This is a genomic window from Flavobacterium sp. B114r (assembly GCF_056824125.1).
This window is the reverse complement of the sequence record NZ_CP124858.1, coordinates 4,819,842-4,843,113: the sequence shown is the minus strand read 5'-3', so window position 1 is coordinate 4,843,113 and position 23,272 is coordinate 4,819,842. Positions and strand designations below refer to the sequence as shown.

At 33.2% G+C, this 23,272-nt stretch carries 25 protein-coding genes; 6 read left to right on the top strand and 19 right to left on the bottom strand.

All coding sequences use genetic code 11. The annotated features are described in order from the left end of the window. Nucleotides 1-49: 49 nt before the first annotated feature. The 3 genes from QLQ94_RS20165 to QLQ94_RS20155 all read left to right on the top strand — a co-directional run bounded on the left by QLQ94_RS20165 (nt 50) and on the right by QLQ94_RS20155 (nt 3,581). Nucleotides 50-514, top strand: a complete 465-nt coding sequence (locus tag QLQ94_RS20165) for a MarR family winged helix-turn-helix transcriptional regulator (RefSeq protein ID WP_271338505.1) — start codon at nt 50-52, stop codon at nt 512-514. A gap of 180 nt (nt 515-694) precedes the next feature. Next, complete coding sequence (locus tag QLQ94_RS20160) at nt 695-2,113, top strand: MATE family efflux transporter (RefSeq protein ID WP_271338506.1); 1,419 nt, start codon at nt 695-697, stop codon at nt 2,111-2,113. Between the two features lie 292 nt (nt 2,114-2,405). After that, nucleotides 2,406-3,581 carry a hypothetical protein gene (locus tag QLQ94_RS20155; protein ID WP_271338507.1) on the top strand — a complete coding sequence of 392 codons (1,176 nt, stop codon included), beginning with the start codon at nt 2,406-2,408 and terminating at the stop codon, nt 3,579-3,581. 82 nt (nt 3,582-3,663) lie between these two features. Here QLQ94_RS20155 and QLQ94_RS20150 read toward each other — a convergent pair whose 3' ends face one another. The 3 genes from QLQ94_RS20150 to QLQ94_RS20140 all read right to left on the bottom strand — a co-directional run bounded on the left by QLQ94_RS20150 (nt 3,664) and on the right by QLQ94_RS20140 (nt 4,867). Then, the gene (locus QLQ94_RS20150) at nt 3,664-4,098 is read right to left on the bottom strand and encodes a DUF6526 family protein (RefSeq protein WP_271338508.1); all 435 of its coding nucleotides are present in this window, start codon (nt 4,096-4,098) and stop codon (nt 3,664-3,666) included. A gap of 38 nt (nt 4,099-4,136) precedes the next feature. Further along, nucleotides 4,137-4,277, bottom strand: a complete 141-nt coding sequence (locus QLQ94_RS20145; RefSeq protein WP_271338509.1) for a hypothetical protein — start codon at nt 4,275-4,277, stop codon at nt 4,137-4,139. Nucleotides 4,278-4,372: 95 nt separating this feature from the next. Continuing rightward, nucleotides 4,373-4,867, bottom strand: coding sequence for a DNA-deoxyinosine glycosylase (locus QLQ94_RS20140; protein WP_271338510.1), 495 nt, complete (start codon nt 4,865-4,867; stop codon nt 4,373-4,375). Nucleotides 4,868-5,085: 218 nt separating this feature from the next. Here QLQ94_RS20140 and QLQ94_RS20135 point away from each other — a divergent pair, with 218 nt between their 5' ends. Then, on the top strand, nt 5,086-6,111 hold the full coding sequence (locus QLQ94_RS20135; RefSeq protein ID WP_271338511.1) for a helix-turn-helix domain-containing protein: 1,026 nt from the start codon (nt 5,086-5,088) through the stop codon (nt 6,109-6,111). Nucleotides 6,112-6,158: 47 nt separating this feature from the next. Here QLQ94_RS20135 and QLQ94_RS20130 read toward each other — a convergent pair whose 3' ends face one another. Beyond that, nucleotides 6,159-6,377: a hypothetical protein gene (locus QLQ94_RS20130; RefSeq protein ID WP_271338512.1), complete on the bottom strand. Its 219-nt coding sequence runs from the start codon at nt 6,375-6,377 to the stop codon at nt 6,159-6,161. Between the two features lie 118 nt (nt 6,378-6,495). Between QLQ94_RS20130 and QLQ94_RS20125 the strand changes: the two genes are divergently transcribed. After that, nucleotides 6,496-7,446, top strand: coding sequence for a bifunctional helix-turn-helix transcriptional regulator/GNAT family N-acetyltransferase (locus tag QLQ94_RS20125; RefSeq protein ID WP_427402886.1), 951 nt, complete (start codon nt 6,496-6,498; stop codon nt 7,444-7,446). A 92-nt stretch (nt 7,447-7,538) separates the two neighbouring features. Here the strand turns inward: QLQ94_RS20125 and QLQ94_RS20120 are convergent, their stop codons facing one another. The 8 genes from QLQ94_RS20120 to QLQ94_RS20085 all read right to left on the bottom strand — a co-directional run bounded on the left by QLQ94_RS20120 (nt 7,539) and on the right by QLQ94_RS20085 (nt 18,328). Then, nucleotides 7,539-8,738, bottom strand: a complete 1,200-nt coding sequence (locus QLQ94_RS20120) for an NAD(P)/FAD-dependent oxidoreductase (RefSeq protein WP_271338514.1) — start codon at nt 8,736-8,738, stop codon at nt 7,539-7,541. Further along, entirely contained in the window at nt 8,735-9,223 is a 489-nt protein-coding gene (locus QLQ94_RS20115; protein WP_271338515.1) for a low affinity iron permease family protein, read from the bottom strand. Before QLQ94_RS20115 ends, QLQ94_RS20120 begins: the two co-directional genes overlap by 4 nt. A gap of 6 nt (nt 9,224-9,229) precedes the next feature. Further along, entirely contained in the window at nt 9,230-12,061 is a 2,832-nt protein-coding gene (locus tag QLQ94_RS20110) for an AsmA family protein (RefSeq protein WP_271338516.1), read from the bottom strand. Nucleotides 12,062-12,079: 18 nt separating this feature from the next. Beyond that, nucleotides 12,080-12,937 carry an MlaD family protein gene (locus QLQ94_RS20105; protein WP_271338517.1) on the bottom strand — a complete coding sequence of 286 codons (858 nt, stop codon included), beginning with the start codon at nt 12,935-12,937 and terminating at the stop codon, nt 12,080-12,082. A gap of 25 nt (nt 12,938-12,962) precedes the next feature. Further along, nucleotides 12,963-13,745, bottom strand: coding sequence for an ABC transporter ATP-binding protein (locus QLQ94_RS20100; RefSeq protein ID WP_271338518.1), 783 nt, complete (start codon nt 13,743-13,745; stop codon nt 12,963-12,965). Between the two features lies 1 nt (nt 13,746). After that, nucleotides 13,747-14,505, bottom strand: a complete 759-nt coding sequence (locus QLQ94_RS20095) for an MlaE family ABC transporter permease (RefSeq protein WP_271338519.1) — start codon at nt 14,503-14,505, stop codon at nt 13,747-13,749. 507 nt (nt 14,506-15,012) lie between these two features. Then, the gene (locus QLQ94_RS20090) at nt 15,013-17,289 is read right to left on the bottom strand and encodes a glycosyltransferase (protein ID WP_271338520.1); all 2,277 of its coding nucleotides are present in this window, start codon (nt 17,287-17,289) and stop codon (nt 15,013-15,015) included. After that, nucleotides 17,270-18,328 (bottom strand): glycoside hydrolase family 130 protein, encoded by a 1,059-nt coding sequence (locus QLQ94_RS20085; protein WP_271338521.1) that lies wholly within the window; start codon nt 18,326-18,328, stop codon nt 17,270-17,272. The genes QLQ94_RS20090 and QLQ94_RS20085 overlap by 20 nt, the downstream gene beginning before the upstream one ends. Nucleotides 18,329-18,592: 264 nt before the next feature. Here QLQ94_RS20085 and QLQ94_RS20080 point away from each other — a divergent pair, with 264 nt between their 5' ends. Beyond that, complete coding sequence (locus QLQ94_RS20080) at nt 18,593-18,754, top strand: DUF1328 domain-containing protein (RefSeq protein ID WP_271338522.1); 162 nt, start codon at nt 18,593-18,595, stop codon at nt 18,752-18,754. Nucleotides 18,755-18,883: 129 nt separating this feature from the next. On the opposite strand, the gene QLQ94_RS20075 is transcribed toward QLQ94_RS20080, so the two are convergent. The 7 genes from QLQ94_RS20075 to QLQ94_RS20045 form a co-directional block, all read right to left on the bottom strand. After that, the gene (locus tag QLQ94_RS20075) at nt 18,884-19,351 is read right to left on the bottom strand and encodes a DUF1440 domain-containing protein (RefSeq protein WP_271338523.1); all 468 of its coding nucleotides are present in this window, start codon (nt 19,349-19,351) and stop codon (nt 18,884-18,886) included. 30 nt (nt 19,352-19,381) lie between these two features. Then, on the bottom strand, nt 19,382-19,891 hold the full coding sequence (locus QLQ94_RS20070; protein ID WP_271338524.1) for a DinB family protein: 510 nt from the start codon (nt 19,889-19,891) through the stop codon (nt 19,382-19,384). Nucleotides 19,892-19,919: 28 nt separating this feature from the next. Further along, the gene (locus tag QLQ94_RS20065) at nt 19,920-20,291 is read right to left on the bottom strand and encodes a VOC family protein (RefSeq protein ID WP_271338525.1); all 372 of its coding nucleotides are present in this window, start codon (nt 20,289-20,291) and stop codon (nt 19,920-19,922) included. An 87-nt stretch (nt 20,292-20,378) separates the two neighbouring features. Continuing rightward, a complete protein-coding gene (locus QLQ94_RS20060; RefSeq protein ID WP_271338526.1) occupies nt 20,379-20,585 on the bottom strand; it encodes a hypothetical protein in 207 nt (68 codons plus the stop codon). Nucleotides 20,586-20,597: 12 nt separating this feature from the next. Continuing rightward, nucleotides 20,598-20,978 (bottom strand): DoxX family protein, encoded by a 381-nt coding sequence (locus QLQ94_RS20055; protein ID WP_271338527.1) that lies wholly within the window; start codon nt 20,976-20,978, stop codon nt 20,598-20,600. Nucleotides 20,979-21,464: 486 nt separating this feature from the next. Next, nucleotides 21,465-22,202, bottom strand: a complete 738-nt coding sequence (locus tag QLQ94_RS20050) for a GNAT family N-acetyltransferase (RefSeq protein ID WP_271336141.1) — start codon at nt 22,200-22,202, stop codon at nt 21,465-21,467. A 73-nt stretch (nt 22,203-22,275) separates the two neighbouring features. After that, nucleotides 22,276-22,881, bottom strand: coding sequence for a Crp/Fnr family transcriptional regulator (locus QLQ94_RS20045; RefSeq protein WP_271336142.1), 606 nt, complete (start codon nt 22,879-22,881; stop codon nt 22,276-22,278). Nucleotides 22,882-23,272: the final 391 nt, after the last annotated feature.

Genomic DNA, 23,272 nt, shown 5'->3' with positions numbered 1-23,272 from the left:
GATTTGTTAAAATTAGTTGACATGTCACTCTTTTTTGTAATTTTGTCCTATGGAAAAAAATGAAGAAGATTTTAATACTTTTAATGATGGAATTTCAGAGAGTTTTTTCTTTCAGATACATCGAATGAAACGAACTATTTTTCGTCATACAAATGCCTTAATGAATGAAGCCGGAATAAATTTACAGTTAGAACAACTTCCGATAATTATGATTTTGCAACGAAAGAGTTTTTCTCAAAGAGAACTTTCTGATATTACAATGCGTGACAAATCTTCTATTTTAAGAAGTATAAATGCACTTGAAAAAAAAGTTTTAGTGAACGTTCAGAAAGATAAAGAAGACAAGCGTAAAAATATCGTAAGCCTCACGGAAGAAGGAATTAGTCTGGCAAAAAGCATTCGGCTCTTAATGAAACGATCAGAAGATGAGGTTTTGGCCGTTTTTTCAGTTAAAGAAAGAACAGAAGCTTTAGAAACAATCAGAGGTTATGCAGATAAATTGGATACGCTTTAAAACAGTACAATGATTTTATGAATTAGGCTGGTTTTCGAGGAATTTTTTATTCTCTAAAAAAAGTTCGCCACGAGTTACACAAATTAGCCCGAATTTTTATACAGAAGAAGAAGTAAATGCAATTCATGAAAATTTGTGCAATCCGTGGTATAAAAAAACATTAAAAACAAAAAATGCAAAATGAATAAAACTGAATTATTAGAAGGTCCGATACTTTCTTCATTATTAAAATTGGCTGTGCCAATTATGATTGCTAATTTACTACAAGCTGCTTATCAATTGGTTGATGCTTTTTGGGTGGGACGTTTGGGCGGAGATGCCGTTGCTGCAGTTTCTGTAAGTACACCTGTAATTTTTCTGATGATTGCTCTAGGAACCGGATTGGCAATTGCCGGATCTATACTTATCGCACAATATTTTGGTGCAGGACAGCAGGAAATGGTCAATCATGTTGCTGCTCAAACATTATTAATGGTTATTACAGTATCTATAGTGCTATCTTTTATTGGATATTGGCTGAGTCCGTATTTTTTATATTTACTTAAAGTCACACCACAAGTCTATAATAATGCGCTGGGCTTTATGCAGATTGCTTTTATTGGACTGGTTTTTAGTTTTAGTTTCATGATTTTTCAGTCCGTTATGCGAGGCGTTGGTCGTGTTACTTTGCCAGTATATATCGTATTGGGAACTGTAATTCTAAATTTTGCCTTAGATCCGTTGTTTATTTTTGGATGGAATTTTATTCCTGCAATGGGGGTAAAAGGCGCAGCTCTGGCAACTTTGTCTACTCAGAGCCTGGCAATCATCATTGGTTTTGTCATTTTGTTTAGAGGAAAACATGGTATTCATTTGCAATTAAAAGATTTTAAACCAGATTTTAAGCATATAAGAAAAGCGTTTAAAATTGGTTTTCCATCTTCAATAGAACAATCGATGCGTGCGATTGGATTAACCGCCATTACTTTTTTGATCGTACATTTTGGCACAACAACGGTTGCTTCTTATGGAGCCGGCTCTAACCTGATTCAGTTGATTATGATTCCGGCCTTGGGACTTTCTATGGCAATTGCTACTTTGGTAGGACAAAATATTGGCGCCGGGAATATGCTTCGTGCCGGAAAAATAGCAAAATTAGGTGCTTATTTAGGTTTTGGATTATTAACCGGAATTGGAATAATAGCATATGCTTTTGCGCCACATTTAATTGCTTTTTTCGTACCAAATGATCCCGCAGTTATCGAGGGAGGTACAACTTTCCTGAGAATTACGTGTTTGTCATGGGGATTTTTGGGACTTCAAATGTGTTTGTTAGGTGTTTTTAGAGCGGTAGGAAATACAACGCTTCCTATGATTCTAACATTGGTTTCGCAATGGGTTCTGCAATTTCCGCTGGCTTATATTTTATCGCATAATACCTCACTTGGAGCAGTCGGAATATGGTGGGCTTTCCCTGTTTCAACCGTTATTACTGCAATTGTGACAATGCTTATTTATGCAAAAGGCGATTGGAAAAAAGAGCGACTTACCGGTAAAACAAATAAACTAATAAATAAAGTAGAGAAAGAAATCGTAAAAGAAGGATTTGAGGTTAAGTAGGGCTTCTTTTGAAAGGTTTAAAGGTTTAAAAGAAAGCTCAAAGTTTTTCTGTAGAAGCGAGCAGTGCGTCTTTTTTTTGTGTTCAATATAAACCCGACGGGTTTTTAAAACCTGTCGGGTCTAACAACAGTAAATTTTTTTGGTCTCAAAAGGTTTTCTGTATGGGCGCACAGCAGTGCATTTTTTGCCTTTGATTCTGTAATCACATTTTTTTAGTTGTAGTTGTAATTGCCATTGCTATTGATATTTAAAATTGATTCTTTATATTTGAAAGTATAATCTGAAAACAATTATGGATAAAAAATTAAAGCAATTCTTCGTTAAGTCTTTTGTAGTGCTATTGTTGATTCATTTAGGGTATTTTTTATACGGCTATTTCAAGTTTGATGGCATAGGAAATATCTATATCAATACAGAGTTCTACAGGTTTAAATTTTATGATGATGTTTCGATTTCCCAATTTTTTGTTACCGGTTTATTTCTACTCATTTTTCTGATTTTTTTATTAAAAAATCATTCCAAACAAAATTATTCTTTTGCAAATTTGCTTAAAATTGGCGGTGTATTGCTGTTGGTTTCTTTTTTGAGTTTTTCATTTTTTCTCAGTTATAGTTTTGGTATGAATGCAAAATTGAAATCGGAATTGTCTGAAGCAAAATTCAATAAGGACAAAATGCTGCTGAATGTCCTGAATCCGTTTTTGTATAATTATACATCTTATAGCTCAGAGAAATTATTTAATCCGCTTAATATTCTATATCCGAAACCTTATCCGGTTATTGAGGTTGTCGACAGCACTTTGATTTCGGGTAACTATTATAGTGTTGACTATAGATATTACAGTATTGATACTTTGAAAATGCTGACAACAGATTTAAATAAAGTTTCGAATGCAGCGGGCACAATATTGGACAGCATTGGTTTTGGTAAAAAAGAACTTCTGGATCGAATAATTAAGAAGAATATAATAAAAGACAGTACTGAAATTATTTATAAGGGCAGAACCGTTGACCCGAGATATGATGTAGATATTTGCATATTTGTAGAGAACAATTCTTTGTACAAGCCTGTAAAAGGAGTTCCGGTTGAGAAACAGCAATATGATGCAGCGGTAAAACGATACAAACTGATTTATAAATATAAACCGGATTCGTTGGTAGCTAATTTTCAGAAACTGGATACTTTGCTTAAAAAGTATAGAGTACAAAGTTCTATTACTCCTAAACAGCTTGCTAAAGAGGTTGCCTATTTTAAAGATCATAATAATGAACTGCTCAACGGAATCAATAATAACTTTGACAGAAAGATATTAGAAGAAAAATTTACAACTTTGGACAGATTGTTTTATGAACCCAATTATCTTCATCCCTCGATTATTGGAATCTTTTTTGGTGTTGTTTTTGGTGCCTGGCTACTTGGGTTTCTAATTTATATTTTGTTTAATTATAAAAGAAAACGGCCTAGATAAAAAGACTAAATAGCGTTTTTACTTCTTTACATTTATATTTATTCCTGCCATTGCTATTGATTTAGACATTGCAAGTGCTATTCTAAACCCTGTTATAATCGGCTTTCCAGTGTACGATTGCTTTTTTTATAGCATCGCCCGTCAGGTTATTTTTTAAGGCGTCATCGATAAGAGGCAACAGTTCATTGTCGGGAGCAAATCGCAAGGCAAATATTTGATCATCAGTTAATTTGTATTCCAAATCTTCAAATCTTTTCCCGCTAAGAGTAAAGTAACGATAGCGAAGTTCTAATCGTACAATTCGGTTTTGAAGAATTAATGCATAATGTTGGCGCAACATAAAAGCAAGACAAAACAGGAACACAAAAACTACGCTTATAAACGACCAGATTAACGAATCGTCTGTTGTAAAAGCAAAGTAAATACTTGCAGCTAAGAAGATTGTCAAAACTGGATAGTAAACAAAATGATGTGGGGCATAATAGCGAATATGATTGTAATAGGTTTGAATTTTCATAATTTATTTGTTTTAAGTATGGCATAAAAAAACAAAAGCTACCCTAAAAAATAGAATAGCTTTTTTTCCAAAAATAAACTAACATAACCAATGTTTCCTTTATAAATTAAACTTATTAAAGTTTGTTTAGTAATATCAATATTTAAAAAAGCCTCACTTGCATGATCATCCTTTTTCATGGCTTTAATTTGTTTAGGGTAAAATTAGTCTCGCTTTGTTTGATTTATGTTATATTTTAAAATAGAAAAGTTCTAAAATTTCAATATTTAAGAACTTAATTGTTTTTTAGAAGAGAAGCAACAATCTGCCATTCCTCTAATTTTGATTGATATGTTTTGCTCGCATTTGCGGGACTTGTTGATGGTAACGTAATAAGTTGATACGCATTATTTAAGTGAACATATTTCCTGAAGAAAGCCGCTGCCTTTTGCCCGTTAAATAATATCGCTTTAATATTGGGGTGTTGTTTTAAAAACGTTTCAAAATCATTGGCAATTTCATTTTTTATTGCACTGTCTAAACTTCCCACTCGGTCACAAAATTGGAGCACATCCCATAAAGCGATTTTGTTTTTTTGCAAAAGAGCTTTTTTGGTTTCGTAATCGTTCGAGAAATCTTCCTTGAAAATGGCGAACATAAATTTCCAGAAATTATTCTGATTATGACCATAATATTGGTTCAGTTCCAGGGATTTTGTTCCGGGCATTGTGCCTAAAATCAAAATAGTAGCATCGTTATTCGATATAGGGGAAAATGAAAAACTTTTCATAATTTTTTTATTAGTAATATAACAAGGTAAAGATTTTAAAAGTTAAAATAATCATCCATAAGTAATTATAAAACAATTTAGAAAAATTATATAACATTTTTGCTTTGGTTGTGGACGAACTTTGAACTATAGATTTTTAGAAATCCAGTACTACAAAACGGAGTTTTTCTTTTTTATAAATCTATATAAAATTAAGTAGAATTCTAAATCCTTGCAAAATGAAAATAGTTACTATAAATACAGAAAAAGCACAAAATATTTTTGAAGAATTAAATACAAACTTTGGAGGAAAAGTAACATTTGATTTGAACGAATATACGCTTGAAACGAACAATAGTTTTGCAAAAGGTTCAATTATTGGTGCCTCTTTCAATGACAATATTTCGTACGTTCAGTTCGATATGACTTTTTCAGTCGATGTTCGCATGGATATCATTAACAGTAAATCGTCTCCTATATATTTTGCTTATTGTTCTAAAGGTAATTTATCGCACAGTTTTGGCGTTACCGGCGAAGAAAGAAAGTTTAAAACCTTTCAGACTGCGATCGTAACTTCAAAACAAAAACAGGATAATGTATTGCTTTTTGAAAAAGACAAGAAAACAAAATTCACATTAATTATTGTAGGAACCCAAAACACTGTACAGGATCAAATGCATTCTTTAAACCAAAAAGTAAAAGAAACTTTCTTTGAAAATAATGCAGGTCAGGATTTCTTTTATTTAGGGTCGTACAATCTTAAAATTGCCGAGAAAATAGAGCAATTAGATGCCATTAATCAAACCGGAATTGTTAGAAATCTTTTGAAAGAAGGAATTTTAAGAATCATTCTGGCAATGGAAATCCAACAACATACTGATGATCAATGTGCATTCTCAAAAGATACAAATTGTTTGACTTTACGCGAAATGGAAGAAATTAAAGAACTGTCTGAAGCTATAAAAGCCAATCCTGAAGAAGCTTTTACGATAAAATCGTTGAGCAAAAAATCAGGTTTGTCACCCAATAAACTTCAGGAAGGTTTTAAAATGATCCACAACAGAACTGTAAACGACTACATTACCCATATGCGTGTGCTAAAAGCCGAAATTCTAATTAGAACTTCAGACTTAAATATATCCGAAATTGTGTACTGTATTGGCTTTACAAGCAGAAGCTATTTCTCAAAAATATTCAAACAAAAATTCCATTGCAGTCCTAAAGAATATAAATTCAATTTAAATCCTTTGGCTATTACAGCTTGATTAAAGCTGCTAAGTTACTAAGGTTCTGAGTTGCTAAGTTGCGAAAATTATACTAAGACGTACATCAAGTGCGTCTTTTTTTTGTGTTCAAAGTTTTCTGGATTTTTACCGTAGAGATTCGTAGCAGTGTGTCTTTCGTTATGAATGTCAAGCTGAATTTGCATCTTTTCTAGGAGCTGTTTCCTGCTATCCGTTTCAATCTTTTGTGCCGAACCCCGGCAAAAAAGGATTTCCACTTCTATCAGGGCTATGGCACTCGTTTTCATTAGATATGTATTTTAATTTATAAGTATTTCAAAAAAAAACTTAGATTCTTAGCAACTTAGAACCTTAGTGTCTAAAAAATATATACATTTGCATAACTAGTTATGTAATTGATTATATATGGAATTTTTTAATAAAGTAGGTAAAGTGGCTTTAGGAAGTCGTTTACGTTTAATGACGGCAATCATAACAGATGATGCGGCAAGAATATATGAGTCGTATGGTATGAATTTTATGCCCAAATGGTTTCCTGTTTTTTATACTCTTCTGGAAGAAAAAGAGATGACAATTACTGAAATCGCGAGCGAAATTGGTCATTCGCAACCATCAGTCAGTAAAATTATTCAGGAAATGATTGCTGCAGGGCTGATAGAAGAAAATCAAAAGAGCAGTGACAAACGTAGAAACATTGTTGTGCTCACGCCACAAGGGTGGGAATTTTCGAAAGAGTTAAAATTACAGCTTAAAGATGTTGAAGCTGCTGTAGATGGTTTAATAACCGAATCGAGTCATAATCTTTGGGCCGCGCTGGAAGAATGGGAATTTTTATTGGAGCAAAAAAGTTTGCTAAAAAGGGTAAATGAACATAAAAAGAAACGCGAAAGCCAGGATGTAAAAATTGTTGAATTTGAGCCTAAATATCTGGACGCTTTTCGATCGTTAAACATAGAATGGATTTCGACTTATTTCGAAATGGAAGAAGCGGATTATAAGGCTTTAGATAATCCTGATGAATATATCCTGAATAAAGGGGGAAAAATTCTGGTGGCTTTGTATCATGATGAGCCTGTTGGCGTTTGTGCACTTATCAAAATGAACAATTCAGATTATGATTTTGAAATGGCAAAAATGGCGGTTTCGCCTAAAGCACAAGGCAAAAATATTGGTTTTTTATTAGGTCAGGCAATCGCAAATAGTGCCAGGGAATTAGGTGCTGAGAAAATTTACCTGGAAAGCAATACAATACTGAAACCTGCAATAAACCTGTATTATAAATTAGGTTTCCAGAAGGTTTTTGGATTAGCAACACCTTATAAACGTTGTAATATTCAGATGGAGTTAAAAATTTAGTTACAAAGGTTCAAAGTTGCAAAGGCGCAAAGGTTAGAACTTTGTCCCTCTGAACCTTTGTTACTTTGTGCCTAAAAAAGGTTTAACCTTTTTTATCTTCCAAAGCGGTAATAGTCTAAATCAGTATTCTGTTTACCGTTAATAGAATCAAGAATTGAGTTCATGCCTATCACGCTGAAAGTAATTCCGTTTCCGCCAAATCCCAAAACGTAATGTTCATTTTTTTCCGGATTTGGTTTTCCAAAATAAGGCAAACCGTCTTTAGTTTCTCCAAAAGTTCCCGCCCATGAATAATCTAGTTTAAAATTGATGTTGGGAAATTTTCTTCTAAAATGTCTTAAAAGATATTGCTCTTTTTTAGGTAATAATTTATCACGCTTTACAGCATCTTTAAAATCTTCGTCGCCACCGCCCATAATGATTCTGTTGTCTGCCGTGACCCTAAAATAGAGATAAGGCTTAGAAGTATCCCAAAAAATAGCATTCTTAAAAGCTGTTGGCAATACCTCTATGCTTTCTGATGCTATGACGTAAGTGCTTTTTAGATCGACTACTTTTTCAGCTAATGTTTCGGTACTTTCATAACCACTGCAATGAATAACGTGATCTGCCGTAATGGTACATTTATTTTCAGTGTGCGCTATAGACTTTCCTCTTATATTTTGAATAGATGTTATATTAGTTCTGTCAAAAATCTGCATTCCTTTTTTTTGGCAATAACGCAATAAATCTATCGCTAATTTATAAGGATCCATGACAGCAGCAGTTTTAGATTCTATGGCTGCAACTGCATTTAAACCCATTTTTTCAAGATCCCATCTTTCGAGCCAGTTGACGTCAAACCCGTGTTCTTTTCGGCATTTATATTCGTTTCTTAAAAATGGAATATCCTTTTTTAGAGAGCAGTAATAAATACTTTTTTTGAATTCAAACTGGCAGTTACTTTTTATTGTATCAATAATAGTGCGGAGATCAAAAATGGCTTTTTTTCCGTTTCTATAGCTATCAACGGCACATTCTAATCCTCTAATTTTGATAAGTTCGTGCAGCGGAACGTCAATTTCATATTGAAGCAAAGCCGTACTTGCAGCCGTACTACCGTTTGCAACGTCGCGGCGATCTGCCAATATTACTTTTTTGCCTTCAGAGATTAACTTGTAAGCGATTAAAGCCCCTGTTATTCCTCCGCCAATAATTAAAATCTCCGTCTTAAGATCTGAATCTATAGACGGATAACTGTATTTCATGGCACTTTTTAAGGGCCAGAAAGTTTCAGTAGAGCGTAGTTTCATTTTTTAGTGATATTTCTGGTACGTAATTTAGTTCTGCTTTTGTCTTTGCGTTCATGCTGTTCAGATGCTTCTGCAATAGAATGGGAATTTCTTATGCTTTCATCTTTTTTGGCAAGCTCGCTTAGTTTATGATAATATTTTTGAACAATAATCATCTCTTCTTCAGTCATACTTTCAATGTCGACCAAACTGTTACTTGAATACTCGTTTGAAGCTACTAATTCGTTTAATTTTAGCTGTATAGCAAGTGAATCTTTATTCTGCGCTTTCTGAATAAGGAAAACCATTAAAAAAGTAATAATAGTAGTTCCGGTATTAATAACCAATTGCCACGTTTCTGAATAATCGAAAATTGGTCCTGAAACTGCCCAGGCAACGACTATTAAAAAAGCACCAATAAAAGCGGTCGTACTTCCTGCGGCTTTAGAAACATTGGTTGCGAATTTTTCGAAAGCACTGCTTTTGTTTTGTTTTTTAGTTTTCATTTGAATTTACCTTTTCCGTTTATCTACTTTTTTACTTACTTTTTCTTCGCGAATAACTTTATTGTGTTTTTCATCATAAACAGCAGGATCAATTTTTTGACCCGTTTTACTGAAAATTTTAATTTTAGGAGCTTCGTGTGTTCCTGTAATAACAATTGGAAATCCTATAATACCAAATGGCGGCAATCCTAATCGCATTCGTAAATCTAGAAGTCCGTCGAAACTTGTTGTTCCCTTAATCGTAGGTTTAAAACTGGCGACGCTAAAAGTGAAGTCTTCGATATGAATTAAATTATTATCGATCGTCGAATTAATTTCGATTCCTTTCAGATTAGGATCATCCAGGCCTTTTTGGCCAGTTTGCGAACTGATTCCGTCAAATAGTTTTAATCCTTTAATTTTTACATCACGTAAATTCAATTTTCCGCCACCTTCAAGCGATTCGTAAATAGGTCCCATATTACCATTCAAATCACCTTTTATTTTATAATCGACAGAAATAATTCCTTGTGCTTTTTCTGCTACACTAACCATATCGTGAAACATCGGGATTTCTTTGTAAGCCCTTTGAACGCTAAAGTCTTTGGCCGTAAAATGAGCATCGAAATGGGCAGATGTTGGCGATTCATCTTTGTAGGTAGCATCAACACCCAATAGGCAGTCAATAATATTAAAAGTGGTATTTTCTAAATAAAAACCATTTTTAGTAATTCCAACTTTACCGTTAAGTTTGTTTAAGACCAATCCGTTATATTCTACTTTATCCGCATTTGCAGTAAGCGCAACATTTAAGTTTTTGGGCACAATAACAACTCCGCTCATTTTTGGATGATCTTCTTTAGCATATTCTACTTCGATATTACGATCTGTATTTTCACCTTTTTTAAGCGCCATAAATTCATCGACATTGATCAGTTTTGACTTCATGTTAAAATTCCCGCTCAAAGTTCCGTGCGATTCAAGAAAGTAATTGATTGTATTGAGTAAATATCCGTTTATGGCAAAGTCAGATTTTCCGTAAGAAGCATCAAATCTTTCGAACCACATTTTTTCGTTCTGAAAGCGGAAATTTCCCTGTTTAATAAAAAATGCTTTAGGGAAAAGTTCTGATGTTGTTTTAATGTTTTTTAAGATAATTGTACCGCGATTGTCCAGTTTTTCATATTGTCCTTTTGTGGCGTAACTTTGTTTTCCTTTAAGTGAGAGATCAGCTTTTGCATAACCAGTTACATCAAGTCCTTTTTTAGAAAAAACCTGATAAATGCGACCAACATTTAGTTCTCCTTTTATTTTGGCATTATAAGCTAAATCACTAAAGTCAGAAAGTGTTGCATTTACATACATCGGATTGCCTTCAAAAACAAATGAAGCGGGAGCAACTGCAACAATTAAATCCTGAAACGTTCCTGCTTTGTTAAGTACGTTAGCGACAAAAGTAATGTCCTTAATAGGGTTGGGATAAGAATCTGTTTTTAGCCAGCCGTTGTGTAATGCGATTCCGCCAATCGTTTTAGGGAATAGTTTTTTTGATGTGCTAAAAATTCCTTTTGCCTGAATGTTAGTTTTTAAAATTCCTTTTAGATCAATGCTTGTTAAACCCAGTGCAGCATCGACTGTGGCTAAATCTAATGCACCTTTTACGCTCGCATCTACAGTCATTTCGTTAAAACCTTTGCTTCGTAAATAAGCGGTGAAGTAATCTTTTTCTCCAACTTTAAATTTAAAAGTGTCCAGATTAATCAAGAGTTTTTCGATATCAAGTGAAGGCAGAACTGCATTCAGGTTCATTTGAAAATCTGTTAACGGGGCAGGGGCATTTTGATAATTTATGGCGCCTTTATCAATTTTTAGATTAAAAGCCAGATCCGGTTTTTGTTTTTTGGCTACATTATAATTTCCCCTAAAAGTAAAAAGGAGGTCACTATTACCCGAAATTTCGGTTTCATCCATCCAGGAAGAATATTCCGGAGGCATTACAGAAAGCAAATCTTTGACGGTTGTGTTTTCTGATGCCGCTTTGATATTGATTTTATATCCATCTCTTAAAATGGTAAATAAACCGGTAAATTTTAGAGGTAATTTATTGATTCTTAATTCGTTTTTTTGAAGAATAAACGAAAGTGCATGTGTATTAATTCTGGTAATTAAATCAGCACGCACTGCTTTTTTTCTTAGATACGCAGTTTGGTCATAATAGAAATCGACATTATCAATTCTGGCATCCGTATTTAAGTCGAAGATATCTTCGCTCAGATTTCCTTTTCCAATATAATTAAAACCTTTTGCATCGACCAAAATTTTAGCAGAACGATCGTTGTATTTTACGTGACAATCCTTAAGATCAATTCGTTCTAATCGAATGGCAGTTCCTTCCTCAGGTGCATTTGGATCATTTGGTTTTTTATCGCGGTCTTCAGGAGCTACATAAATGTTATAATTGGCTTGCCCTTTTTGGTTGACCATGATATTAATTAATGCTTTAGAAACATATAATTTATTAATTTTTACTTCATTGTCAAAAATCAATCTCTTTAAGTTAATCCCAAAAGCAACTTGGTCTGCTTTAAGCAAAGTATCGTTGCTAAAAGGTGCTGAGCCGGTAAGGGATAAATCATCTAATGAAACGGTTAATGAGGGAAAATGAGTAAAAAATGATAGTCTTGATTTCGTAAAATTTAATTTGGTATCTAAACGTTCGTTCGCAATTTTCTTTACTTCGCTGGCTACAGTTCCGGGAAAAAGCAGCGGAATCAAAAATAGTAACAGCAAGATACTTGCTATTACTATTCCCGTTACTTTTAAGATTTTCAGGCTTATATTTTTATATGAAGTTTTCATATTATTGACTTTAATCAATTATTTTTTTCCTTTTTCAGATGCAGCTTTTTTAGCGTCTTCTTCTTTTTGCTTCTCCTGTTTTTGTTTTTCGTCTTTCGCTTTTAGTTCTTTGTCAGCTTTCTCTTTTTCTTTCTCCTCTTTCTCTTTTGCTGCCTTTTCCTGCTGTTCCTCTTTTTTCTCTTTCAGCTCTTCTTTTTTCTTTTCCTTTTCTTTCTCTTTTTTCTTGTAGTAACCTCTAAACAAGAAGTTGCTTTTAGCTGCTTGCATATTATCACTGAAACCTTTTGTACCTGATTCTAGGTTAGAAAGCGTGTTAGAAACACTATTGGCCATTTTATCATCACGAACTAATCGTGCCAGAGCACCATTTCCGTTATTCATGCTATGGCTGAAAATGGCAATTTCATCAGAAATCACACCAATATTATCCACACTTTTTTTGACACTTTTCATGATGTCAGTCATTTCGATACCATCAATAGAAGCAATTGCACTGTTGTTTTCGACGACTTTTTGAGATTTTTCACCTGGAGAAATAGTCAAAACTTTATCGCCCATTAATCCGTCTGAACCTATGCTGGCACGAGCATCAGTTTTAATGAATTCACGAACTTCATCTTTTATGACCATTCTTACCACAACCGAAGAATCATTAATCAATCTTATTTCTTCGACTGTTCCGATATTAATTCCTGAAAAACGAACATTATTTCCCACCTCTAAACCACTAACGGTTTTAAACTTTGATGAGATGTGGAATGTTGAACCAAAAAGATTTTTTTGTTTCCCAATAAAGTAAATCGCCATTATAAAAAGCAACAAACCTATTGTTACAAACATTCCTAATTTCCAAGTATATCCAGATTGCTTATCCATGATTTCTAATTATTTATTTTTAGTATTATTGAAAAAAAGAGCGAACCCATTCGTCTTCGTCTTTTTCTAGTTCTTCGTATGTCCCTTCGGCATGTATTACTCCATCTTTCAAAACCATAATTCTGTCAGCTGTCAATTTTGCACAAGCCATATCGTGCGTAATAATGATCGAAGTTGTTTTACGTTTATGTTTGATGTCGAGAATTAACTCGCTTATTTCTCTGGATGTTATGGTATCTAATCCGGTTGTAGGTTCATCGTATAAAATGATTTCCGGTTTTAGGATTAAAGTTCTGGCTAAGCCAATACGTTTTTGCATTCCGCCAGATAATTCAGATGGCATTTTGTCGATTGCATCACTTAATCCAACATTATCCAGCGCTTCGATTACTTCATTTTCAACTTCTTCTGCGGTTAAATCCCTTTTATGCTTTTTTAATGTAAAAGCCAGATTTTCTCGTACGGACATTGAATCGTATAAAGCACCACTTTGAAATAAAAACCCAATTCTGACCCTGATTTTATTCAGTTCCGTTTTAGTTAGGTTTAATACGTTTTCATCAAAAACTTTTATTTCGCCTTTATCAGGTTCAATTAAGCCTACGATACATTTTATTGTAACTGATTTTCCTGATCCTGAACGTCCTAAAATCACTAAATCTTCTCCTTTGTTTACCGTAAGATTTACACCTTTTAAAACTTCGTTATCAGAACCAAAAGTCTTGTGAAGGTCTTTTATCACAATAATAGGCTCTTGCTTTTTAGCTTTTGAAACAGGTTTTTTTATATTTTCTTTTTCCTTAATCATCTTAAAAAAATAAATCGGTTATTTGAACAGCGACCATATCAATAATAAAAATGGTTAACGAAGCCGTAACTACTGCAGAGTTGGCTGCTTTTCCCACGCTTTCAGTTCCATTTGCAGCATTAAAGCCTTTATAACATCCAATCATTCCAATAAAAAAACCGAAGAAAAATGTTTTAATAGTTGCCGGAAAAAGATCTAAAAATTCCAGTGATTGTAGTATTTGTGTCAGGTAACGGTAAAAATTAACATCACCGTGAATATTTATACCAACGTATCCGCCTATAATTCCTATTGCATCAGCAAAAAACACCAAAATAGGAACCATTAATGTACAGGCTAAAATTCGGGTAACTACTAAATAATTATAAGGGTTAATAGCTGAAACTTCCATTGCATCAATTTGTTCGGTAACCTTCATAGAGCCTAGTTCAGCACCAATTCCTGACGAAATTTTTCCCGCACAAATTAAGGCTGTAATTACCGGAGCAATTTCTCTAATTAACGAAAGCGCAACCATTCCCGGCAACCACGATTCGGCCCCAAATTTCACCAAAGTTGGTCTGGATTGAAGCGTAAGTACCAAACCCATTATAAAACCGGTTATGGCAACGAGCGGCAATGATTTATAGCCAATAACATAACATTGTTTCAAAAACTCTTTCGTTTCATAAGGCGGAACAAAAACCTCCTTAAAAAACTGCTTTGCAAACACGGTTGCATTTCCTATTTCTGTGAATGTATTTTTTAAAGTAAGTATCAAAATACTATGTTTTTAAGTTAAATCAAATGCATGAAAACCAACGGTTTGATCTGGTTGCATACCCTTTGATTATTGTAGATTAAAATTACTTTAGAACTACAGAAAAAATCTTACACAACTTTTTTTCAAGTTTATATAATTAACATAATTAAACACAATAATCTGAAAATAGTAACGTTATGGGGAAATTGTTAAAAACAAAGAAACTTTTAAGGATAATGTATCAAGATGAATATCATAAATCAACAACAACATGAACTGCACGAATTTGCACAAATGTTTATTGTGTTAATCTGGTTTGAGAAATCAATTTTACAAACCAATTAGTAATAATTAGTAAAATTCATACTTAGCTTGTACTTGTATCTGCAGGGGCAATTGTTGTCAGTGGGATAATATGATTCCTCTTTCGCGAGAACGACAAAATGGAGCATAAAAAAGGCTGCCTTTTGTGGCAGCCCTTTACGGTTAAATAGTATATTTAGTCAGTAATATAGGATGTTATTGCTAAGAATTAATAGCGATTCCGTTTTTAGGTTTCATTAGCGGTATTACTTTTATCTCAGATAATTTAAGGTTTTCCATTAATAATCTTGCTGTTAGAAAACAAACAGTCGATTCAGCACCCTGATTCAAGTTTACATTTTCTTTTTCAAGTCCGTCATAACCACCGCCGCTAATTGGGTTGTACATAATTTCTCCCAGATGATTTTTTCCTAAAAACCAATTAAAGGCCGTTTTCATTTTATGTTTATATTCAGGAGTTCCAAATGCACTATAAAATGAATTCAAAGTCTGAATTGTATACGCCACATCAATTGGTTGTTCTCCGTATTGGTTTACTGCTTCTTGTGAATTTCTGTGCAGCCATCCATTATTAGAGATTACCTTGAACTTTTTATCAATAAACATTTTCGACATTAAAAAGTCTAAAGAATCTAATGCTACTTTTTTATAAATAGGTTTGTTGGTGGTGAGAAAAGCATATAACATTGATTCCGGCAAGATTCCGTTTCCGTAAGTTAAATAGTTTTCAAACCATTTCCAATCGCTTGAAGCATGAATTTCATAATTAGAAAGCAGCTTCGCATTCAGTTTATTGATGATCGCCGCTACATATAAGTTAGGAACAGCTGTATGATACAAATACAAACCTTTTGTTGCGAAACCAATAGAACGTGGCGATTGAATATTTTCAGCCCATTTTAGAGAGTTCAACAAACATTTAGACGCTTTTTTAACAATAGCTTCAGGTAATATTTCGCTATTTGCCACAACAGTTCCTAACGCCCAAATGGCTCTTGCATTAGAATCTTCTAAATTTACTTCGGCATTTTGTTCGACATGTTCACGGTTCTCCTGATCAACGTAATTGATAAAATCGCCTTTTGGCTGTTGGCAGCGAATAATAAAATCTAAATAAACTAAAATATAAGCTAAGTCTTCTTTGTCCTGAGTTAGTTTAAAATGCATGCAAAAAGCAATTAATGCACGAGCATTATCATCTAATGTATATCCTGAATCAAGATCAGGAATTGAGATTTTACTGAATTGTATAATTCCTAAATCAGTGGTCATTTTTTTGATATGTGCCAATTGAATAGAAGGATATGTAAATTTTACTTCTGTCTGATTTTCAAAAAGTTCCTGATAAGTATTCATATGTGTAATTGCTGCATTTTCCCAAGATGATGCGCGGGTTTTTCTAAATGCGTTAATCCCCATTTCTTCTCTTAAATTGTCATTTGACAGTAGTTTTATTGCGGCTTTAGAAAATTGATCTACGTTTCCTATATCTACTAATATCCCTGAATCTGGTGTTAAAACTTCTCTGGTATGTGGAATTTTTGAAGCTACAATAGGACAAGCGCAACTCATCGCGTAAGAAAAAGTGCCGCTTACTGCCTGATTTGGATCTTTTGATGTAAATAAATATACATCTGTGGCTTTTAAGTAATCTAAAAGCTCATCTGTATCAAGGTATTGATTTATAAAACGAACGTGATCTTTTAGGTTGAGATCGTTTACAATGCCTTCTAGTTTATCACGATAAGCGTCAACGCCATCAATAATTAAATTAGGATGTGTTTTGCCAATGATTAAATATAGGGCATTTGGTGTGTTTTCAATGATTTTTGGCAATGCCTGTAAACCAGTTTCGATATTTTTTCCTTCTCCTAAAAGGCCAAAAGTTGATAATACTTTTCTGTCCTGTATATTAAATTTTTCTTTAGCCTGTTGTGGAGCTTCATAAATTACAATATGGGTTCCGTGTGGTACGTAAGTGATAATCTCTTCTTTAATGTCATAGTCTTTTATCAAAATTTCTTTTGACTGATTGGTCATTACAAATACCGAATTGCTATAAGAAAGTAACAATTTCACGAAAGTTTTAAGTTCGTTGTTCGGGTTTGGAATTACGCTATGAAAGGTATAGGTTAATGGTTTTTTGACTTCATTCAAAAAATCTAATAAATAGTCTCCATAATTTCCTCCAAATAAACCAAATTCATGCTGAATATGAACCAATTTCACAGATTTATCTTTATTGATTTCCTGTGCAACTTTGGTATATTCTTGCTTATTTTTTGTGTTTAAAGTATAAGCCTGAGTTGGATTTTCTTTCGGTTTATCTACTAATTCGCAAATTTGACAAGTAATTGATTTCCCAAAAACTTCTGTAATTCCTTTTATGGTATCCTGCGTATATGTTGCTATGCCACATTGAGTTGGTGGAAATGTAGATAGAAAAACTATTTTTGATTTATTTGATATCGTTTTCATTGGGATTCTGTTTTAGTTCTGTTAATAAGTCGTTTAGGTTCAATGAAGCTACCGCAATCTTGTCATCGGCAGCACCGTAATAAATATATAATCGGTCTTCAAAAATGGCTGTCCCTGTTGGGAAAACAACATAATTTACATAACCGTGTCGTTCGTAATATTCTGAGGGCGTAATAATTGGTTTTGGTAATCGTGCTAAAACGATTTGCGGATTTTCAAGATCCAGTAAAACTGCTGATGCATGATAAACCAATCCTTTATCGCGCTTTTCTGCTGAGTGGTAAATTAATAACCATCCATCAGGAGTTTCGATAGGAGGAGCGCCGGGACCAATATGGCTTGTTTCGTGATCATATTTAGGCTCCATTACAATATAATCAGGAAGGTTTTTCAAGTAATCTTTCCAAAATTCAACTGTTAAATCTTTCTTTTTTTCGAAAGTAAAGATTTGAATTGATGGAAATAAGCGGTGTAATGCCACAAATTTTCCATTGATTTTTTTCGGAAAAAGGACTACATTTTTATCCCATACATATAAGTTATCCTTTATCGTTTCTGTCAAAGGATAATTTCTTTCCAGATTAAAAGCAAGTATTTTTGCAATACTCGGATTTTGTAAATGTTTTCTAATCAAATTAGTAAATTCATTCAAAATGAATTTAGGTGTAATAATTCCTCTCTTTCTAAATTTTTTTAAATCTTTAGAAGTTGCTAAAGCTCCACATGCATTAATGCCATCATAAGTTACATAAGTCATGTAAAAGCGATCATCGATTTTTGTAATTCGGGGATCCTCTACACCATGAATTTCGTAAATATATTCAGGAGAAAAAATGGGCTCTGTACTTCTTTCTACTAAAGTTAGCGGACCTTCAAGTCGACAATAACCCACTGTGGAAAAGTTTCCTCTTTTAGCAGCTCTGTAAAACATATGAACATTATTTTCATCTTGATATATGGCAGGATTCAAAACACCTAATTCTTCGAAAGCTCTTTCGGTTTTTTCTAAAATCACACCATGCTTTGTCGCCAATTCCATATCTCTGAAAATTTTATCTAAAATTACTTTATGGATGCAGGCCCGATTAATCCAATCAATCAAAAAATTAACTCAAAAGCATTTCTGTGGGAATTCTGTAACGAAAATGGGGAATTATAAAAGTACGTCAAAAAACTGATTTATAGTTGATTGAGATAATAAATTAACGTTTTGAGTTAAAGGATTTTGTAAGATTTAAGAAACTTTGTGTAACAAACAAATCCGACTTATAAAAGTCATATTTATAAATTTAAATCTATAATTATGTTACGATGGACAGTCACATTTATAATTCTGGCTATAATAGCGGGAATTTTTGGTTTTAGCGGAATTGCCGCAGGAGCAGCCAGCATTGCAAAAATTTTATTCTTTATATTTTTGGTATTATTTATAATTTCATTATTTACCGGAAGAACAAAAGTGTAGCAAAACTTTATACAGTATCGAGTCCCGGTATTCAATTTTCAGTTTTTTGCTGCAAATTTGAATACGGGGACTTTTTGTTTCAGATCGTTTGAAGTTTTTAGGTTTCTGGTTGCTATTGCGACTGAAAACTTATTCTAATGGAGAATAGTACTTTTTTGTGACAGACGCAATTGGAAGACCAATAAATAGCATCAATATTGTGATAGATAATAGTAAAGGAAAATCAAAATGTTTTTCTGGCAGAACTGGAAATACAATTGGCAGGACGATTAGATTCATTATAATCCACACGAAAATTCCGTATAGAAATCCAGATATGACAGTACTCTTTTTAAGAAATGGTAAATAGGGATAAATTTTAAAATAGAACCAGGCAAAAACAAAAGCAATCAGGTAGTGAAATCCCAGTCCAAACCATATCATTTGTGATCCTCCCGTATATGCCTCTTTTTTGAAAATACCACTGGCTATAGATTGCAGAATTTTTATTGTGGTTGTTTTTTCGAGTATGATGACATACACAAAAATAGCCGCCAGAATATCAAGTGTTCCGGCTATTAGACCTGATAAAAAAATTGTTCCTGATTTTGATTTCATAGAGATGGGTTTGTGTTGGATCTTAAAACATTACACTTTAGTTAACATCTTAAATATAGAATTCAATTGGTGTGTATGTCTCTGAGAATGAACAAGAGCAAAATTAATCCATTCATAAATAGTAAAATTTTCAAACCCCGGGACATTAAAATCGACACAGGTTAAAGTTAAATCATAATTTTGAGATGCATTCAATAATTCAGATTCTATTTCGTGCAGGGATAAAGTTAACTCATTTTTATTGTAATTTTTCATTTCTGGTTTTAGGAAATCCGGCGCATTCATTTTAGTATTGAAATTTAGAAAAAGAATTTCCAGCTCTTTTACATGTTCATCATATTTACGGATTGTTTTTTGTGTTTTTCCATTAAACAGTTCGGGATAACCGGAATTTCCCAAAATAATATGCTGTACAACTTGTCCGGCTGTCCAGCTCCCTTTGTAAAGAACAATATTTAATTCTTCATTAGAAAAAGATGAAAGGATTTCGTTTAATTTTTTAAACGTTTCAACAATATTTTTTTGAAGTGCTGTTTTCATTTTGTTGATTTTAAAATTGAAATTGTTTCTAAACAGAGGTTATCCACCACACATTTCCAAAAGAATCAGTAATTCCGCAAGTCCTGCCGTAATTCTGATCGCATAATCCCATTAGATTTGTTGCGCCATTTTCGAGCGCTCTTTTGTAGGTTTCATCGGCATTAGGAACATAAACAAATAAGTTGGCAGTTTGTTTCGTCCAGTCTTTAGTTTCATCCGTAACCATAAGAGTGCTTCCGTTTAAGATAATTTCGGCATGCATAATAGTGCCGTCTTTACGAAGAATTTGTTCTTTAGAATCTTCTGCATCAAAAACCTTTTTTGTAAAATCGATGAATTGTGCTGCACCATTCAAAATTAAATAAGGCATTATCGCCTGATGTCCTGCTGGTAAAATCATATTTCTATTATTTTAATAGTTAGTATGATAAATTTACAATTTTAAATTAAGAATTTAAAAATCAGTTTATTATGACGTAAATGGTTTTTAAAGTTCTTCACAATAAAATCCATGCGCATTAAGAAGGGCAATAATTTTTCTGTTTGAAATTGATAAACTGTGAATCCGTAAAATTTTGTCACAATCTTCCAAATCAAAATTAATGGCGCTGTTTGGGAAATGCTCAAGAAGTTTTTGAACAATCATTTGCGATTGCTCTACTTCCTGAACATTTGTTTTAAAAACTTCGATCATCGTTTCCTAAAATTACAAAGCAATATTTTTATATCGTTCAATTTTGTGATAGTAGGTATATGAAATTGCGAGAATCACTAAAAAGATTAGCGGAAAAAAGGATTGAAAACCAACACCGTCAACAGAAAAATGACTTATCGAAGCGAAAATGAAATCGAAACCAAATCCGGCATATGCCCATTCTTTTACATTTTTTGGAATTTGAGGAATTACCAATACTAAAACGCCCAGGATTTTAAAAACAACTAAAGCATTTCCAAAATACTCCGGATAACCTAAATGTTTGATTCCTTCTTTAGCAAGTTCAGTTTGCGAAGTTAATGCCGGCATAACACCTTCGAACAGAAAAATAATAATTGTCGTAATCCAAAAAATGATCTTTGCTTTTTTCATGTGGTTTATTTTTAAATGGTTATCAGTTAATGTGTTACAAACTTACGATTCTTATTTTGTTGTGTAAATACACATTTGCGACTATTTTAAGGTCATTTAGGACAAAGTGGAAGAAATGTGGGGAATAGAGTAAAGAGAATAGAGAATAGAGTAAAGAGAATAGAATAAAGAGAATAGAATAAAGAGAATAGAATAAAGAGTATAGAAGAAAGAAAAAAAAAGAAAGAATGAAGAATGAAGAGGAAAGAGTATAGAGTAAAGAGTAATAGAAATAGAATGTAGTTTTTACACCGGGTTTTTCGTATAGTTTGTCAGGCTGAGCGGAGTCGAAGCCCACGCCAGAAACTCCGCAATCAAAATCGATAATCTTTATCGAATTATTGGTGTGATTCTTCCTATATAAGGATGACAAGATTACGAATAAAAAAAAAGAGAATAAAAAAAATCCGCGCTTTTGCGAAGCGAATCCGTGTCATCCGCGTGCCATTATTCAGCTTTCAAAATATAGTTTTTAATCACAAATAAATCTTCAAATCCTAATCTTGTATAAATGTCTTTTCCCATTTCAGAAGCTTGCAATAAAGCATAATCAGCTTTTAAATCTATAGAAAGATTTAGAGCAAATTTCATAATTTCTTCTGCGAATCCTTTTCTTCGCATTTCAGGAATTACACCAACGCCATGTATTCCGATGTTGTTTTGAGTTTGAAAAAGCATAAAAGTTCCTATTGGCTGGTTTTCATGAGAAGCCAAATAAAAGTGAACATTATTATGATTATGAATCAGAGTTTCTTTGCTGATTACATAACCAAAAGCATTTGGATATAAGTCAGACCAGATTTTGGCATCTTGTTGATTGTTAATTTTTTTAAAGTGTAGATTATTTTGAAACGTAAATTTCTGATCTAATTTCAATGCCATCGCAATTTGTTTGCTTTTTATTTCAAAACCATATGCATCAAATATTTCGTATGAATTTGTCCCGAAAATATCCCAATAGGGTAGAACTAAACCTGAATTATTCTGGATGGTTCTACGAATGTCTATTACTTCATTTTTGGAAATATCTTTACGGAACCACAATTTATTTGGCCACTCTGAATTTTCGATTTTACAATATTCAAAAGAATCGCTTTTATGATAAGATAGGAAGGGAGTTCCAACAGTTTTCCATAAATCGGTTAGATTGTTTATGTTGTCTTCGATTAGCTTGGTATTTTTCATTTCGATAATAATTATACAGAATATAAAGCAAAGATACTTTTAGTTTTTTTGGAAAATCTTTACCTATGTTGACTTACAATTTTTTTTCAAGAGATTTTCTGATACGGCTTAATTGCGTTGGCGTGATCCCTAAATGTGAAGCAATATGAAGCAATGCAATTCTCTCTGAAATATCAGGATGTTTAGAGAGAAGGTCCAAATATCTTTCGGTGGCGTTTTCCATGACTATCGAGATTTCTCTTTGCTCTTTTTCGATCACCCAATTTCTTTCGAGATAGGCAATATAGAAGTTTTTCAGATCGTCATTTTGGAATATCAGTTGGCGATATTTTTTGTAATTGATGTTGATTAAAATAGAATCTTCGAGGGCCTCTATTGCAAAATAAGAAGGAGTTTGCTGTATTAAAGAAGCCGTTGAGCCTGCAAGATCACCTTCGAGAAAAATATTCTTATTGTAAATATTTCCTTCGTCATCTGTTATAAAAGCACGTAGAGCACCTTTCGCGATAAAATGGATTTCTTTTGCAACTTGTCCGTTTCTTAAAAGTAATTCTCCTTTTTTTATTGAATTGATCTCAACTATATTTTCAATCAATTGCCATGATGCTGCTGAAATAGGAGAGTAGCTTTCAAATTTTAGTTTTAAATCGTTGAGGTATTTATTGTAATTGATAGACATTCCTGAGGTTTTTAGGCTTATCAAAAGTAAAGAAATAAAGTGTAATAAATGGCTTGCGACAAATGGCACGCGGATAACGCGGATTTGCTAAAGCAAAAACGCGGATTGACGCGGATTTTTGTTCTGTTTATGTATGTTGTTCTCATTTTTGTCATCGTGAGCGAATTCGAAGGACACACAAGTAGCTCGACAAAGATTGGTTATTTACATTCCGCTCTTCGACTTCGCTCAATGTGACAAATGTAATTATTATTGCAGGGTTTCTTATGTGAGCTTTCCTGCGTCAGGATGATAAATTGCGAATAAAAATCTGCGTAAATCCGTGTTTTCGCGGAGCGAATCTGCGTCATCAGCGTACGATTACACAAAGATTGAGAAAAAATATGCGTCA